We start from the raw sequence: 15,553 nt of genomic DNA, 5'->3' as shown, positions 1-15,553 counted from the left end.
ATGCGGCCGAGAGGACTTGAACCTCCACGGGGTTTCCCCCACTAGGCCCTCAACCTAGCGCGTCTGCCGTTCCGCCACGACCGCGCGGAAAAAACAAAAGTGAGCCATGAAGGATTCGAACCTTCGACCCTCTGATTAAAAGTCAGATGCTCTACCAACTGAGCTAATGGCTCGTAAATGGCTGGGCTAGCTGGATTCGAACCAGCGCATGACGGAGTCAAAGTCCGTTGCCTTACCGCTTGGCTATAGCCCATCGAAATAGTTATCTTCTTTTCAAAGACAAATGTTATTTTACCATAATGTCCAATAAAAAACAACTGCTATATAGCAGAAGTTAAAATGGCGGTCCCGACCGGGGTCGAACCGGCGATCTCCTGCGTGACAGGCAGGCATGTTAACCACTACACCACGGGACCATTTGGTTGCGGGGACAGGATTTGAACCTGCGACCTTCGGGTTATGAGCCCGACGAGCTACCGTACTGCTCCACCCCGCGATAATATTATTTATATAATTTATATGGTGGAGGATGACGGGATCGAACCGCCGACCCCCTGCTTGTAAGGCAGGTGCTCTCCCAGCTGAGCTAATCCTCCGAAGTGGTGACCCGTACGGGATTCGAACCCGTGTTACCGCCGTGAAAGGGCGGTGTCTTAACCACTTGACCAACGGGCCAATATGTATGGCAGAGAAGAAGGGATTCGAACCCTCGCACCGCGTTAGCGATCTACTCCCTTAGCAGGGGAGCCCCTTGAGCCACTTGGGTACTTCTCTGTATGGCTCCGCAGGTAGGACTCGAACCTACGACCGATCGGTTAACAGCCGATAGCTCTACCACTGAGCTACTGCGGAATAATGAAGACAATTTGTATCTTATAAAAATTCTCATCGTAAGTCAAGAAGTTTTTTCAGAACATCTTGCGCAAACGTGACATGTTTATAATATACTGGATTGCGTTTTCACTGTCAAGATGTTTTCACTACCAGTTTTAGTTGTCCTTTACACTTTCCACATACATATCTTTGTGTATTTATTTGACGTCTTCTTACATATTGAAAAGAACACCCCATACATTCATACATAGAAACTCTCGTTTCCTCCTCACTAATCATTCGTTTACAAAAACGTGGTGCACCTACTTTCTTTAATAACTCCCGAAAATCTCTATCTCGATGCTTATACCCTTTTCCTGTGATATGTAAGTGATAATGACAAAGTTCATGTTTAACAATCCCGACTAACTCTTCTTTTCCATATACTTCGTAATATCGATAATTCAATTCAATATTATGATTCTTCAATAGATAGCGCCCACCAGTTGTACGTAACCTACTATTAAACATCGCTTTATGTAAAAACAGCATTCCAAAGCATTGTAACGATACCTCTTCCACTAACCGCTGAATTTCTTGCTCATCCATTCTCATTCCTCCTAAACTAAAAAATATTTCCACACTTTTCTCCCTTCTTATACATATAGTAAATAGTACATATACCCATCCTCATTCAAGAAGCGTGATTTCTAAAAATGCAGCATTGCTAGAAATCCACTCACCAACCTCTCATCAAAGTTACTTTAACTAAAAGGAGCTACTTTTTTTGAGAGCAGGATTAAACAAGGAGGGATTCCTATGCCCACGTGGCTAAAGAAACAAATGCAACGTGCATATTTCGAGAAAAACCGGTATCAAATCAAGTTACTAAATGAATGCTGGTTTTATTATAGTAAAATACATCAAAGCTCATAATCAATTAAACTTTCCAGTTCATAAAAAGAGAGCAGTTTCATCTGCTCTCTTTTCTTACTATTCAATCGGTAACATTGATAATGCAACACGACCTTTTTTCGTATCAATATCATCTACCCATACCTTTACAATTTGTCCCACGGATACAATATCTAATGGATGCTTTACAAATTGTTTGCTTAGTTTAGAAATATGTACTAAACCATCTTGCTTCACACCAATATCAACAAAGGCACCGAAATCAACAACATTGCGGATCGTTCCCTCTAATTCCATACCACGCTTTAAATCTTCTAATTTTAAAATCCCCTTTTTCAAAAGTGGCTTTGGCAACTCATCCCTCATATCTCGCTCCGGGCTAATTAAAGCATCCATAATATCAACTAATGTCGGCTCACCAATCTCCGTCTCTTGAGATAATTTAGAAATATCTACTCCTTCGAAACTCTTTTGCAAGTTTGGTTTCCCCACATCATTCTTTGATAACCCTAAGCTCTTCAATAGCAATTCAACATTTTTATATTGTTCTGGATGAATCCCTGTGCGATCTAACGCATTCGCTCCTTCTAATATACGTAAAAACCCGATACATTGTTCATATGTTTTTGCACCTAAACGTGGGATTTTCTTTAATTCAGTACGCTTCGTGAATTTCCCATCTTCCTCACGCTTAGCTACAATGTTTTTCGCAACTGTTTTTGATAATCCCGAAACATATTGCAACAATGCAACTGAAGCTGTATTTACATTAACACCAACTCGGTTAACTGCTGTCTCTACTACAAATGTTAATGATTCATTTAATCTCTTTTGAGATACATCATGTTGATATTGTCCCACCCCAACAGATTTAGGGTCAATTTTCACAAGTTCTGCAAGTGGATCTTGAAGACGTCTCCCAATTGAAACAGCACTTCTTTCTTCAACCTGTAAATTTGGAAACTCCTCGCGAGCTACATCAGATGCTGAGTACACACTAGCACCCGCTTCATTTACAATAATGTAAAATACATCTCGCTCTACATTTTGTAATACATCTACTATAAATTCTTCCGTTTCCCTCGAAGCTGTACCATTTCCAATCGCTATCATTTCAACTTCATATTTATCTATAATTGAAATGATTTTCGTTTTTGCATCCTCATATTTACGAGCAGGCGGATGCGGATAAATAACATCTATGTGAAGAACTTTTCCTGTATCATCTACTACAGCTAATTTACAACCGGTTCTATATGCCGGATCTACCGCTAACACAACTTTCCCTTTCATCGGAGGTTGTAATAATAAATTACGTAAATTCTCAGAGAAAATATGAATCGCTTGTTCTTCGGCCGTTTCCATTAATTCTTTACGAATTTCTCTTTCTATTGAAGGTTGAATTAATCGCTTATATCCATCTTCCATCGCTAATTGTACATAATGCGCACTTTTAGAAGCTTCATCAAGAATCATTTTTTTATGTAAAAACTGAAGAATTTCTTCAATTGGCGTGATAACAGAAACTCTTAATACGTCTTCCTTTTCACCACGATTCATAGCTAGTACACGATGCGGCACTACTTTTTGCAACGGTTCTTCATAGCCATAATACATTTCATATATATTCTTTTCATCTTTTTCTTTATCTTTTACAGATGAAGACATAATCCCTTTTCGGAAAGTAGTATTGCGAATCCAACTACGATATGCCGCATTATCCGAAACAAGTTCCGCAATAATATCTTGCGCACCTTGCAACGCATCTTCTGCAGACGCCACTTCCTTTTCTGCATTAACAAATTCCATAGCCTTCTCTGCTGGATTTTCTTTTTTATATAATAATAGCCACTCAGCTAACGGTTCTAATCCCTTTTCTTTAGCAATTGTAGCTTTCGTTCTTCTTTTTTCTTTATATGGACGATATAAGTCTTCTACTTCTTGAAGTTTTGTTGCAGCAACAATATGACGACGCAACTCTTCGGTTAGTTTACCCTTTTCACCAATAAGACGAAGAACCTCTTCTTTCCTATCTTCTAGTTGCATCATATATTGCCATCTTTCTAAGATTGCACGAATTTGCACCTCATCAAGAGACCCTGTCCATTCTTTTCGGTAACGAGCGATAAATGGAACTGTGTTACCTTCTTCTGTTAATTGAATAACATGACGAACTTGCTTTTCTGTAAAGCCTAATTCTTTCACTAACATTTTCATTAACCCTTGTCGATTATCTACCATTTCCATATCCAACCGTAACCTCCTCTATAATAAAAAAAAGTTGCCCTGTAAAGAGAGCAACTTAAACTGCCGATTTAAAAATCTATTAGTCCTAAACTAATTTGTAACGCTTCATCTACACGACTCATCATCACTTCATCCAAATGAGTGATTTTGTCCGTTAAGCGTTGCTTATCGATTGTTCGAATCTGCTCAAGTAAAATAACAGAATCCCTCTCAAAACCGTACTTTTTCGCATCAATTTCCACATGAGTGGGTAATTTCGCTTTTTGAATCTGTGCAGTAATAGCCGCTACAATCACAGTCGGACTAAAACGATTTCCGATGTCATTTTGAATGACAAGAACCGGACGAACGCCTCCTTGCTCAGAACCAACAACTGGGGAAAGGTCTGCAAAATACACGTCGCCGCGTTTTACAATCAAAATATTACCCCCCGCTAACTAAGCGTTCTACTGTATGAGCTGCTTCATACTCTGCTAAGAAAGCTTCAGATGCAATACCAAGATTAATTTTTCCCATTTCAATGTACCCACGTCGCATTGATTCATGTTGGTAGCGTTTCTTCGTCTTATGTTGACGCAATAACAGTTGTGTTGCCTGGCAAATTAGTTCATGGCGATTCTTATTCTCTTGTTTTCCAATTCCGTCCAATTCCGTTACCATTTGCTTTGGCAACCGAACCACGATTTCAGTAGTTACACTTGATTCGGACACAAAAATACACCTCCACCGTCAACTACACACCCAAATATATATATGACACCTATTGTAATAATACCATTGTATGGAGCCTGTTGCAAAGACTTCCTTATTCCTTGCTTATGTTTTCCAATTCATAAATAAAACATTCATCTTCTTTTACTTTTTATCTCTTTCAAACAAGAAATAAAGCAATCCTTCAGTAATATTTCATTGCAACTTATATTAATAACAAGTATAAAAAGAAGCTCCCCAGCGAAAAAGAGCCTATTCTTTATTAGTGAAACTCCTCCAAATGACGAGATACTGAGTAATATTACCTTCTTCTATATATCGTTCAAATAATTGATTACTTCTACAACTTTACCGTGTCGTATAAATATTCTCGGTACACGGAAGCTTATCGTTGCAATAATTTCATAATTAATAGTCCCGGAATATTCAGCAACCTCGGTAGCACTAATATACTCATCACCTTGTCTCCCAATGAGTGTAACTTTCGTACCAAGTGGCACTTCACAAGGAAGATGTATCATGAATTGATCCATTGTCACTCGCCCTACAATCGGTACTCTTTCACCGTTTACAAGTACCTTAAACCCTTGCAATCTTCTAAGCCAGCCATCTGCATACCCAATCGCAACTGTCGCAATCCATTCTTCGGTTCTCGTTCGGTATGTGACATTATAACTAATCCCATCCCCTTTAATCACTTGCTTAATATGAGCAACTTTCGTATGAAGTGACAACGCCGGTTCCAATTTAAACGGTAAAAAAGGACGTATTTCTACAGATGGGGATAGTCCATACATCGCAATACCAATTCGCACTGCATTAAATGTAATCCCTTGAAATCTTAACGTTGCAGCACTATTGGCTGTATGGACAAATTTAGGATTCACTCCAAATTCTTTCAACCAACGTAACTGCTGCAAAAATGTATTATATTGCTTATCAAAGTAAGAAGTCTCAACCTCATCCGCTGTTGCAAAATGCGTATATACTCCTTCTAACTCTAAAAATGGCGCACCTTCTAAACTCTTTAAGAACCCTTTTAATTCTTTTCGTTCACGTATTCCGATTCTCCCCATACCACTATCAAAATTAATATGGAATTTCATTATTGATGAACCATCCCAGAGCTTTATCGCTTCTTCCACCCATTCTTTTTGAAAAACAGTTAATGCTACATCATTTTCAGCAGCTACATTTACATCACGGGGCGGGGAAGGACCTAATACTAAAATCGGTGCAGTAATACCAGCCCTCCGAAGCACTAAAGCTTCATCTAAAAAAGCAACTGCTAATCTTGTTGCTCCTGCTTCTAATGCAGTTTTAGCCACCGGTACATAATCGTGCCCATATGCATTCGCTTTAACTACAGCAAAAATCTCTACATCACTTGGAATGTACTCTTTAATATGTGTAACATTGTTATAGATCGCATCTAAATCCACTTCCACCCACGTGTCACGGTAAAACGGTGCTTCTTCCATAAATACACTTCCTTATACACGATATGCGAAGCTTATTCTTTTATATGCTTCTTTTATGAAATCCACCTTCAAACTAAGAAAAGACGTGGTGCACATATATCACCACGTCTAAGAAGTTTACTTCACCTGCTTCGCTGTAACCGAACGAGCAACCATCAACAACTCATTCGTCTCTAAACCTTTAGACACGAGCATATATTCTACTCCGTTATGTGACCACGTTACAGAGTCTTTCGTCAATGCACCAATCGTGAAACCAAGATCAACCGGCTCTCCACTTACACTTACCGCCGATGAGGCCTCTGCAACTTTTGACTTTTCTTGTATTAAAGTAAAGGATTTCTTACTTCCAGTGTATGTGAGTATTGCACGCTTGCCACTGTCTGTCTTCAACTCTTCTTCCTCTTTCAAAGTCATACCTTGCGGTGTATCACGTGGATACAAAATAGCAAACGGTTTGTCTTCTTTCGCTGCCGTCTGAACATCCACTTGTGCTCTAGACATATTTTGTTTCGTATCAAATGCACCTTTATCAAACTTTGCATCAAACTTTACTTTAGTGAAATCTACTTTTACAAGGACATTTTGATCATTATCCATCAGTTTCACAGAAACTGGTGTTAAATCACTTTTATTCAGCTTAATTTCTTGTTTCGGCAACATATTTTGATGTTGATAATTTGTTTTTGTTTTAAACACATAATACTTATCTGTTTTCTCGAAAGAGAGATTTTTCTTATCTTGCAAAATATCTCTTACAAGTGATTCATATAAATAAGCCTGGCTACTATTTTGCGGCCAATCACTTTGAAAACGGAAACTCTTATTAAGTGCCGGTGTTAATACAAATACACCTTCATCATTCCTTAAAATAATTTGACTCTGATCCTTTTTCGCATTCTGCAAATTCACACGATAATACGAAGGTTCTTTATGCCAAATTTCTACATTGTACTCTTGAGGTTCATTTCCTGTTTTAATAGATAATTTCGCTTCAGCTTGATAACTCTTCATACTTTTAACTTTCGTTTCTAAATCTCTCACAACATCTTCCTGTTTCTTTTCCATACAACCCGCCAACACAAAAACGGTCAATAAACCGACAAGAACTAAAAACAGACTCCTTTTCATCACTTCAGCCCCTTTGCCCCTATAAATGAATGGAAGATATGCCTTCCTTATCGCTACCTCAAATATATGAGACAAAGATATAAAATATGCAGACTAGCGTGACGAGCTTTCCAAAACAACTTGAGCAACGGCAAATTCTTTACTATGACTAATTGATAAATGAACAATATGCTCTGTATTTGTAATGATAATCGGCTTACCTCTATCATCATTCCTTACTTCAATATCTAAAAAACTCACTTCTTTCCCGATACCGGTCCCTACCGCTTTAGAATACGCCTCTTTTGCTGCAAATCTTCCAGCTACAAATTCTGTAAGACGACTTCCTTTCAGCCCCTCAGCAACACCACGTTCTCTTTCAGTTAAAATACGTTCCATAAATTTAAGCTTTCCATCTAGCATTTTTTCAATTCGATTTAACTCAATAATATCGATTCCAATCCCTACAATCATTTCAAAATCCCCTTCTTCTATTTAGCTTTCTTCATTCATATTGTAAGAATAACAGAGAATCTTTCTGATGCAAAAGGAGTGATACTAAAAACATGCTAATACCATCCACTCGCATTTCCTTACAACCGATTATCATTTCTTTACTTCTTATACAATTAGTCATGATTATATTGAGCGACTTTTCCCTCTTTCACCTGGCAGCCTACAATGAATATATCGCTAAAGGAGAATGGTGGCGTGTCATAACTTCCTTACTTGTACACGTAGACTTACAACATTTCCTTTCTAATAGTATTTGTTTATTCGTATTTGGTTCTTCCATCGAAAAACAACTAGGACACTTTTCTTTCATCATTATTTTTTTCCTTTCTGGCATTCTCGGGAATATTTCTTCTTATATTATTATGCCTCTTGAATATATTCACGCCGGAGCATCTGGTGGTATTTTCGGATTACTAGGCGCCCAATTATTTTTATTGTATAGTCGATATCGTTCTTCAAAACCAAGAGACATCGCTATTTTTTCAATAATGATACTTATATTACTACTATTTACTTTCTTTAATCCCTCTGCCAATCCTATAAGCCATTTAACAGGACTGATCATCGGCGGCATGTGCACCCCTTTTTTAACAAAAAAAAACGATGGCGCAGAGCTTATTTAATATAGAAGCTCGCACCATCGATAATTTCCACATCTGTTTGTTTACTTAACTCTCTCATTAGTTGAAATAAAGACTCGTCCTTTTTCTTCGCCTCAATCATACAATCAATTCGCGGAACACTCCCCTTTATCTTTTTCAAAAAAGATAAGAAAGTATCTACATCAATAAAATCTGCATGTGCTCTCGGGTTTTTTCCATCTCTAGGACTGGAGATGTGCATTTTAACCGGTAACAAAGACGATTCCCACGTATGTACAACACGCGCCCAATCTTCATGCCAATCTTCCTGGTCATTATTCATCATATGATGGTGCAAATCAAACACGACTGGAATGTCTAATTTCTCACCTAAATACAATGTTTCTTCTAAAGAAAAGGTCGTGTCATCATTTTCTAATATAATCATCTCTTGAATACCTCTTGGAACAGTTGACCAATTTTCTATAAAGCGTTCTAATGCAAGCTCCTTATCTTTATAACCTCCTCCCACATGTAATACACATCGTTGCTTATGTTCAATTCCCATACCCTTTAACAATTTTTTGTGCATCTGCAATGTCTTTACAGATTGTTTGAGAATACTCTCCTCAGGTGAATTTAGTACAACAAAGTGATCTGGATGGAAGTCAATTCGCATATTCATACGAATTGCATATTCACCTAATTCTTTCAGATTTTCTTTTAACGGACGAATATAGTTCCAATCTAACAACTCCTCATGATTCGCTAAAGGAATAAGCTTGGAACTAAGTCGAAAGAAAGATATATCATGCCCTTTATTATGTTTTAATAACCGTAAGCAATTTTCCAAATTCGAATTAGCGATTCTTTCAAGTTTACGAATCGCAGCCTCTCGATCATCAATCCGCTGAAACTGTGCATACGTCATCGTTTGAGATGGAGAAGCATTCTTCAAATGTACACTCATCGCAACATACCCAAGTCTTACAAGCATATAGCACCTCATTTCTATACGAGTTACTATGTAGTATGCACAATTACAGAAATAAAAAAAGAGAATGCCAGCAAAGGGCATTCTCTTTTTTATTAAGCTTGTGGACGGCTATGATGTTTTCTTTCGCCGCGTCCATTTGAAGATCCAGGGCGACCTTCACCTTTACGACCACGGTTGCCATCACGGCTACCAGCATCACGGCTACCGCCATCACGATTACGATCACGGTTACGACCATCGCCACTTCCGCTTCCACGTCCATCACGATTGCGATCACGGTTACGACCATCGCCACCGCCGCGTCCATCACGACTACGATTACGGTTACCATCACGGTATCCACTTCCGTTACCACCGCGTTTTTTAGAACCGCCACCGCCACCTCTTGAAACAACTGGTGGTTCTGATGTTAAAGCGATCGGAGTTGTATCCGGCTCTTTTGTCATCATTTTTAAAGCAGCAGCTACTACTGTTACAGAATCATTCTCTTCTAACATTTCTTCTGCAATACGCTTGTAGTATGATAAGTTATCATTTTCAATTGTGCTTTGAAGTTTTTCAGCGATTAAACGTTGTTGACCTTCTAACGCCTCGTCAAGTGTCGGTGCGTCCATACGATCAACTTTACGTTTTGTTGTACGCTCGATATTTTTTAATTGTCCTGATTCACGTGGTGTTACAAATAACATTGCAATACCTTTTTTACCGGCACGGCCAGTACGACCGATACGGTGAACGTATGATTCTGGATCTTGTGGGATATCGAAGTTGTATACGTGTGTTACGCCTGAAATATCAAGACCACGTGCAGCAACGTCTGTTGCAACAAGAACTTCAATAGTACCTTCTTTAAATTTACGTAATACAGACATACGCTTCGCTTGTGTTAAGTCACCGTGAATACCTTCTGCTGCATAACCACGTAAGTTTAATGCTTCTGATAATTCATCAACACGACGCTTTGTACGACCGAATATGATTGCAAGCTCTGGAGATTGAATATCTAGTAAGCGTGTTAACACGTCAAACTTTTTCTTTTCTTGCACTTCTAAATAGAACTGCTGAATGTTTGGCATTGTTACTTCTTTTGCTTTTACTTTAATGTGTTGAGGCTCAGTCATGAAACGCTCAGCAATACGACGGATTGGATCTGGCATTGTCGCTGAGAATAATAATGTTTGATGTGTTTCTGGCACATCTGTTAAAATCGCTTCAATATCTTCAATGAAGCCCATGTTTAACATTTCATCCGCTTCGTCAAGAACAACAGTCTCTACGTTTTGTAAGCGAAGTGTTTTACGGTTGATATGATCTAAAATACGACCCGGCGTACCTACAATAATGTGTGGGTGTTTTTTTAGAGCACGAATTTGGCGGTTAATATCTTGACCACCATAAATTGGTAGAATACGAACACGTTTATGTTTACCAATTTTGTATAGCTCTTCTCCAACTTGAATTGCTAATTCACGCGTTGGCGCGATAACAATACCTTGAACTGCTTCTTTATTTGTATCCACTTTATCTAATAGTGGTAATCCGAATGCTGCTGTTTTCCCTGTACCTGTTTGCGCTTGCCCAATAATATCCTTACCTTGCAATGCATGTGGAATTGTTTCAGCTTGAATCGGCGTAGCCTCTTCAAAGCCCATACTTTCAACAGATTGTAGTAAAGACTCACTTAATCCTAGTTCTCGAAATGTTGTCAATGTTACTTCTCCTTTTCTATCCTATACTTATCATTTAAAAAAAGGCGTTTTCCGAACTTGCGGAAAAGCCATTTTCCTGAATACTTACGTATATAACCGGGCGTATATTCTTCACGAAAATACTTCTAAACGTTATTACACTTTATCAATTATAAGTTTTGTAGGTGTAAAAAGCAAACCCCAACTGTTACCTTATTTCATATTCAGAGCTTTTTTCTTTACTTTTATTTTTTTATCGTTTACTGTAAGCGCTTATTATAAGTTTCCACTATTTTCGTGGCTATCATCCCTATTTATATACACCAATTATTTCAACATCGTAATTACTTCTTCTAATTTCATGCCGCGAGATGCTTTTACTAATACAACATCTTTCGTACCGACTACTGCTTGCAACTCTTTTATTAACTCTTCTTTACTATCATACGCTTTTACACGGTCTTTAGGGAAATTAATTTTTGCACCTTCAGCAATTTGAGCCCCTAATTTACCATATGTGAATACATATGAAATTTTTGCTGGATCAATTAATTTACCTACTTCATAATGAAATTGCACTTCTTGATTTCCAAGTTCTAACATATCACCAAGCACAACAATTTTTTTAGCAAATCCATCTAAACCATTCATTAGGTGGAACGCAGCTTCCATAGCTGTTGGACTAGCATTATAAGCATCATTGATAATTGTTAAACCACTATCTGTTTTTACAATTTCCATACGCATACCTGTCATTTGAAGTGTTACTAAACCTTGTTTCATTTCTTCCCACGTTACACCAAAATGTTTTGCAATTGCCATTGAAGCAAGCGTATTATATACATTATGCTTTCCTAGTACTGGCAAATAGAATGACGAAGTTTCATCCCTGTTCATCTTAAAGTGTGTCCCAGTAGCCTGCAATGTTACAGTAGTTGGATAGTAATCATTTGCTCTCGCATCACCAAATGTAACTGTTTCAGCTGCTAAATTCATTTCTGGAACACGATTCGTTAATAGCGGCTCATCTCCATTATATACGAACACGCCACCCTTTTGTAAACCTGTAACAATTTCTAACTTCGCTTCAGCAATCGCCTCACGAGAGCCTAAATCCATTAAGTGCGCCTCACCAATGTTCGTGATAATAGCTGCATTAGGGCGAGCTAACTTAGATAGAAATTCAATTTCTCCTCGGCTTGACATGCCCATTTCTAATACAGCTACTTCTGTATTTTCCTCTAAATTTAAAATAGTAAGAGGTAAACCGATGTGGTTGTTGAAATTACCTTCTGTTTTTTGAACTTTAAATTTAGTCGCAAGAATACTTGTTACAATATCTTTCGTAGATGTTTTACCATTACTACCCGTTACACCAATAACTTTTACATCCAATTGATCACGATAGTTTTTCGCTAACATTTGCAATGCTGCTAGTGTATCTTCTACAAAAATAACCGGAAGATTTTCAGGTGGGTTTTCTACATCTTTCATCCATAATGTAGCAATCGCCCCATTTTCAACAGCTTTGTCTACAAAAGCATGTCCATCGAAACGTTCACCTTGAATTGGAACATATAAATTTCCATTTTCAATTTTCCTCGTATCAATAGACACTCCTTGTATAGTAATTCCCTCATACCGCTCTGCTAATCCAGTACCATTTATCATCTGCTCTACTTGTTTTAACGTTCGATTTATCATGAAAACACTCCTTACATAGAGGAAGCACTATTCCTTCGAATAGTGCTTCCTCCTTTTTTGTTAGATTGTATATTTAATTTTTTGTTTTTCTTCGTGACGCTCAATCGCTAAGCGAATTAGCTCTTCAATTAATTCCGGATACGGTAAACCTGTATGTTGCCATAATAGAGGGAACATACTAAACGGCGTGAATCCTGGCATTGTGTTTACTTCGTTAATATATACTTCTCCATCTTTCGTTAAGAAGAAATCAGCTCGTGTTAAGCCCGAACCATCTAATGATTGGAATGCGATAATTGCATCTCGCTTAATTATATTAGACTCTTCCTCTGTCATTTCAGCTGGAATAATTAACGCTGTATCACCATCGATGTATTTCGATTTGTAATCATAAAAATCTTTTTTCGGTACAATTTCACCTACAACTGAACATTTCGGCTCATCATTACCTAATACACCAACTTCTACTTCACGACCTACAATATTTTCTTCTACAATAATTTTACGGTCAAATTGGAATGCCTCTTCGAATGCATTCTCAAGCTCTTCACGATCATTACACTTATTAATACCAACACTTGAACCAAGATTTGCTGGTTTTACGAAGCAAGGATATCCTAATACTTCTTCTACTTTTTCATATGCTGTTTCACGATCTTTTTCCCATGCGCTACGAATGAAAGATGCATATTTCGCTTGTTTCAATCCAGCTTCTGCAAAGATATTTTTCATAACAACTTTATCCATACCAGCAGATGATGCTAATACACCGTTACCTACATATGGAATGTTTAGTAATTCTAATAACCCTTGTACTGTTCCATCTTCACCATTCGGTCCATGTAATAATGGGAAAATAACATCAATTGCATCTTCTTGTTTAGAAGTTGCAGTTGGGATAATTTCTGTACTTAATGATACAGGAGAGATTGTATTCTCTTCCCCACTCATTTGTAATGCCTCAACATTTTTTACTTCGCCTTCAATACGCTCTCCACGCATCCATTGGCCTTGTTCTGTAATATAAATTGGATGAATCTCGAATTTATCTTGATTTAATGCTTTAATAGCAGCAAGAGCCGTTTGTAACGAAACTTGATGCTCAGCTGATTTTCCACCGTATAATAAACCTAATTTAATTTTTGTCACTGAAATCACCCTAACCAATTGTTTTCATTTTTCTATTTTAGCACTTTTTATAAAAATAGGTAGTTCCTATTTGAAATAAAATGTAACTTCCACAAATAATTAAAAGACACCACTTATTGGTTTTCTACACTTTTTCTCTTTAATTTCTACACACCTAAACAAAATTAAACTTTAAAGCAAAATTGCTATCTAATCTAGTTATGTACCTAAAATATGTAGAAATCCACTTTGTGTGTATGTCATCTATATTACCCTACCATTTGTGGAGGGTGAAAAAACATTGATTAAAGTTTCATTTTATTAAGAAGACTGTTTTGTAGGCGTATCTTTTTGCCTCTGCTCAACAAGACGATCTAAAGAAACATATACAAAGCCTGCAACTACACACCCTACACTTAAAATTGTAAATAAGTAGTGACCAAGCAAACGATCCAATAGAAAACCACCAAGAAGTGGACCGAATGCACTTCCTGTAATCCACTGCAAACTCGCCGCCCCCATATAGGTTCCTCTCAAATGCTCAGGGGCCAAATTCGCTACAAACGTCATCTGTACAGGCGACATAATCATCTCGCCTAACGTATATATGGCATAAACAAACATTAACGTCATTAAAATAATTGTAGCATTTGTATCATATTCTCCAAACCACTTCGGTAACCATCCTATAAAAAACAAACCAATTCCGAACAAACACGCACCGTATAGCATCGTCTTTCCAACAGGTTTATCTGTCGCCCATTTTGAAATTTGAAATTGAAATAAAACAACTAATAGACCATTTAATGCCATTAAATATGGGTATGGATTGTTGACTCCAAAAATATCCTTCATTTCGTTATCAAAGTGAAGCGGTAACATGCCTTCTGTTTGAGAAAACCCCATAGAAATAATAATCCCCGCTAACAAATAAATCATTAACGCCTTATCTCTCATTAAAATTTTCCAAACTGCTCCGGATTCCTTCTCTTTATTTTTTTCCGTCATATCCGTAATTTTTGGCATTGTTTCTTTAATAAGTACTAACACTAGTAGCGCATAAAACAACATAGCGGATGAAGCAATAATAAACACGAGGTTCTTTGATAAAACAACTACTGATGCTCCCATTATCGGTCCAATTGCAGCACCAATATTGTGTCCCATTCGCAATAAACCATATGCTTCTGTTCTTTTTTCTGGCGCCGTCACATCTGCAACCATCGCTGATGCTGCTGGATGAAATAAAGAATTACTTAACCCTAAAAAAATAGATAAAATAGCGTATGGAATAAATCCTTCGATAAATAAAAAACCGAGCATTAATAACGCATTACTCGCCATTGAAAATATCATAATTGGCTTTCTTCCATATATATCAGCTATTCTTCCGCCTATAAGCGAGCCAAAGCTTGCAGCAATTGGAGAAAGCGCCATAATAATCCCAACTTGTAATAAAGAATCTACCTTATCTTTTAAATATAGTGCAAAAAAAGGCATTAACATCATCATCGCAATTCCGTTCAAAGTCTCACCGATAAATCGAATCCATACGTTACGATCCATCTCTCTTAGCTCACGCCATGTATTTTTCACATTTTCACCCCTTTAGTTCGCCAACAATTATCTTATAATACATTCAGAAAAATGTAAATTTTCAAA

General features: G+C 37.5%; 14 protein-coding genes and 9 tRNA genes. 2 read left to right on the top strand and 21 right to left on the bottom strand.

Going from position 1 to position 15,553, the window contains the following annotated elements:
* Position 1 precedes the first annotated feature (1 nt).
* From MHH59_RS01450 to MHH59_RS01405, 10 genes are all read right to left on the bottom strand, one after another.
* Positions 2–84, bottom strand: a tRNA-Leu gene (locus MHH59_RS01450).
* A gap of 16 nt (positions 85–100) precedes the next feature.
* Positions 101–173, bottom strand: a tRNA-Lys gene (locus MHH59_RS01445).
* A gap of 5 nt (positions 174–178) precedes the next feature.
* Positions 179–253, bottom strand: a tRNA-Gln gene (locus MHH59_RS01440).
* A gap of 87 nt (positions 254–340) precedes the next feature.
* Positions 341–416: transfer RNA gene (locus MHH59_RS01435), tRNA-Asp, on the bottom strand.
* A 3-nt stretch (positions 417–419) separates the two neighbouring features.
* Positions 420–496, bottom strand: a tRNA-Met gene (locus MHH59_RS01430).
* Between the two features lie 24 nt (positions 497–520).
* Positions 521–596 (bottom strand) — tRNA-Val (locus tag MHH59_RS01425).
* Between the two features lie 4 nt (positions 597–600).
* Positions 601–675, bottom strand: a tRNA-Glu gene (locus MHH59_RS01420).
* 8 nt (positions 676–683) lie between these two features.
* Positions 684–774: transfer RNA gene (locus MHH59_RS01415), tRNA-Ser, on the bottom strand.
* A 3-nt stretch (positions 775–777) separates the two neighbouring features.
* A tRNA-Asn gene (locus tag MHH59_RS01410) sits at positions 778–852 on the bottom strand.
* 114 nt (positions 853–966) lie between these two features.
* A complete protein-coding gene (locus tag MHH59_RS01405; RefSeq protein ID WP_340850762.1) occupies positions 967–1,422 on the bottom strand; it encodes a SprT family protein in 456 nt (151 codons plus the stop codon).
* Positions 1,423–1,632: 210 nt separating this feature from the next.
* Between MHH59_RS01405 and cmpA the strand changes: the two genes are divergently transcribed.
* Entirely contained in the window at positions 1,633–1,749 is a 117-nt protein-coding gene (cmpA, locus tag MHH59_RS01400) for a cortex morphogenetic protein CmpA (RefSeq protein ID WP_001143642.1), read from the top strand.
* A 57-nt stretch (positions 1,750–1,806) separates the two neighbouring features.
* Here cmpA and MHH59_RS01395 read toward each other — a convergent pair whose 3' ends face one another.
* From MHH59_RS01395 to acpS, 6 genes are all read right to left on the bottom strand, one after another.
* Positions 1,807–3,975 (bottom strand): Tex family protein, encoded by a 2,169-nt coding sequence (locus tag MHH59_RS01395; RefSeq protein ID WP_340852893.1) that lies wholly within the window; start codon positions 3,973–3,975, stop codon positions 1,807–1,809.
* Positions 3,976–4,043: 68 nt separating this feature from the next.
* Positions 4,044–4,394, bottom strand: a complete 351-nt coding sequence (gene ndoA / locus MHH59_RS01390) for a type II toxin-antitoxin system endoribonuclease NdoA (protein WP_000635965.1) — start codon at positions 4,392–4,394, stop codon at positions 4,044–4,046.
* 4 nt (positions 4,395–4,398) lie between these two features.
* Positions 4,399–4,686 carry an antitoxin EndoAI gene (locus MHH59_RS01385; RefSeq protein WP_000004570.1) on the bottom strand — a complete coding sequence of 96 codons (288 nt, stop codon included), beginning with the start codon at positions 4,684–4,686 and terminating at the stop codon, positions 4,399–4,401.
* 311 nt (positions 4,687–4,997) lie between these two features.
* Positions 4,998–6,167, bottom strand: coding sequence for an alanine racemase (alr, locus tag MHH59_RS01380; RefSeq protein ID WP_340850761.1), 1,170 nt, complete (start codon positions 6,165–6,167; stop codon positions 4,998–5,000).
* A gap of 117 nt (positions 6,168–6,284) precedes the next feature.
* Complete coding sequence (locus MHH59_RS01375) at positions 6,285–7,235, bottom strand: LolA family protein (RefSeq protein ID WP_002124820.1); 951 nt, start codon at positions 7,233–7,235, stop codon at positions 6,285–6,287.
* A 156-nt stretch (positions 7,236–7,391) separates the two neighbouring features.
* A complete protein-coding gene (gene acpS / locus MHH59_RS01370; protein WP_002009969.1) occupies positions 7,392–7,751 on the bottom strand; it encodes a holo-ACP synthase in 360 nt (119 codons plus the stop codon).
* Positions 7,752–7,843: 92 nt separating this feature from the next.
* On the opposite strand from acpS, the gene MHH59_RS01365 reads away from it, so the two are divergent.
* The gene (locus tag MHH59_RS01365) at positions 7,844–8,416 is read left to right on the top strand and encodes a rhomboid family intramembrane serine protease (protein ID WP_002167128.1); all 573 of its coding nucleotides are present in this window, start codon (positions 7,844–7,846) and stop codon (positions 8,414–8,416) included.
* On the opposite strand, the gene uvsE is transcribed toward MHH59_RS01365, so the two are convergent.
* The 5 genes from uvsE to MHH59_RS01340 form a co-directional block, all read right to left on the bottom strand.
* Complete coding sequence (uvsE, locus tag MHH59_RS01360; RefSeq protein WP_002009966.1) at positions 8,409–9,371, bottom strand: UV DNA damage repair endonuclease UvsE; 963 nt, start codon at positions 9,369–9,371, stop codon at positions 8,409–8,411. The genes MHH59_RS01365 and uvsE overlap by 8 nt on opposite strands.
* Positions 9,372–9,463: 92 nt before the next feature.
* On the bottom strand, positions 9,464–11,080 hold the full coding sequence (locus tag MHH59_RS01355; protein ID WP_002063522.1) for a DEAD/DEAH box helicase: 1,617 nt from the start codon (positions 11,078–11,080) through the stop codon (positions 9,464–9,466).
* Positions 11,081–11,386: 306 nt separating this feature from the next.
* The gene (murF, locus tag MHH59_RS01350; RefSeq protein ID WP_002124813.1) at positions 11,387–12,763 is read right to left on the bottom strand and encodes a UDP-N-acetylmuramoyl-tripeptide--D-alanyl-D-alanine ligase; all 1,377 of its coding nucleotides are present in this window, start codon (positions 12,761–12,763) and stop codon (positions 11,387–11,389) included.
* 60 nt (positions 12,764–12,823) lie between these two features.
* Positions 12,824–13,912, bottom strand: a complete 1,089-nt coding sequence (locus MHH59_RS01345) for a D-alanine--D-alanine ligase (RefSeq protein WP_016126473.1) — start codon at positions 13,910–13,912, stop codon at positions 12,824–12,826.
* Between the two features lie 300 nt (positions 13,913–14,212).
* On the bottom strand, positions 14,213–15,487 hold the full coding sequence (locus MHH59_RS01340) for an MDR family MFS transporter (RefSeq protein ID WP_002124811.1): 1,275 nt from the start codon (positions 15,485–15,487) through the stop codon (positions 14,213–14,215).
* Positions 15,488–15,553 lie beyond the last annotated feature (66 nt).

It is taken from the genome of Bacillus sp. FSL E2-0195 (assembly GCF_038003645.1).
GTDB classification, from domain to species: Bacteria; Bacillota; Bacilli; order Bacillales; family Bacillaceae_G; genus Bacillus_A; species Bacillus_A mycoides.
This window is presented reverse-complemented; position numbering and strand designations above follow the sequence as displayed.

Excerpts from the sequence above, each read along its gene's own strand:
- alr (WP_340850761.1), bottom strand. The coding sequence starts at position 6,167 with ATGGAAGAAGCACCGTTTTACCGTGACACGTGGGTGGAAGTGGATTTA.
- MHH59_RS01365 (WP_002167128.1), top strand. The coding sequence starts at position 7,844 with ATGCTAATACCATCCACTCGCATTTCCTTACAACCGATTATCATTTCT.
- uvsE (WP_002009966.1), bottom strand. The coding sequence starts at position 9,371 with ATGCTTGTAAGACTTGGGTATGTTGCGATGAGTGTACATTTGAAGAAT.
- cmpA (WP_001143642.1), top strand. The coding sequence starts at position 1,633 with ATGCCCACGTGGCTAAAGAAACAAATGCAACGTGCATATTTCGAGAAA.
- MHH59_RS01395 (WP_340852893.1), bottom strand. The coding sequence starts at position 3,975 with ATGGAAATGGTAGATAATCGACAAGGGTTAATGAAAATGTTAGTGAAA.
- murF (WP_002124813.1), bottom strand. The coding sequence starts at position 12,763 with ATGATAAATCGAACGTTAAAACAAGTAGAGCAGATGATAAATGGTACT.
- MHH59_RS01405 (WP_340850762.1), bottom strand. The coding sequence starts at position 1,422 with ATGGATGAGCAAGAAATTCAGCGGTTAGTGGAAGAGGTATCGTTACAA.
- MHH59_RS01375 (WP_002124820.1), bottom strand. The coding sequence starts at position 7,235 with ATGGAAAAGAAACAGGAAGATGTTGTGAGAGATTTAGAAACGAAAGTT.
- acpS (WP_002009969.1), bottom strand. The coding sequence starts at position 7,751 with ATGATTGTAGGGATTGGAATCGATATTATTGAGTTAAATCGAATTGAA.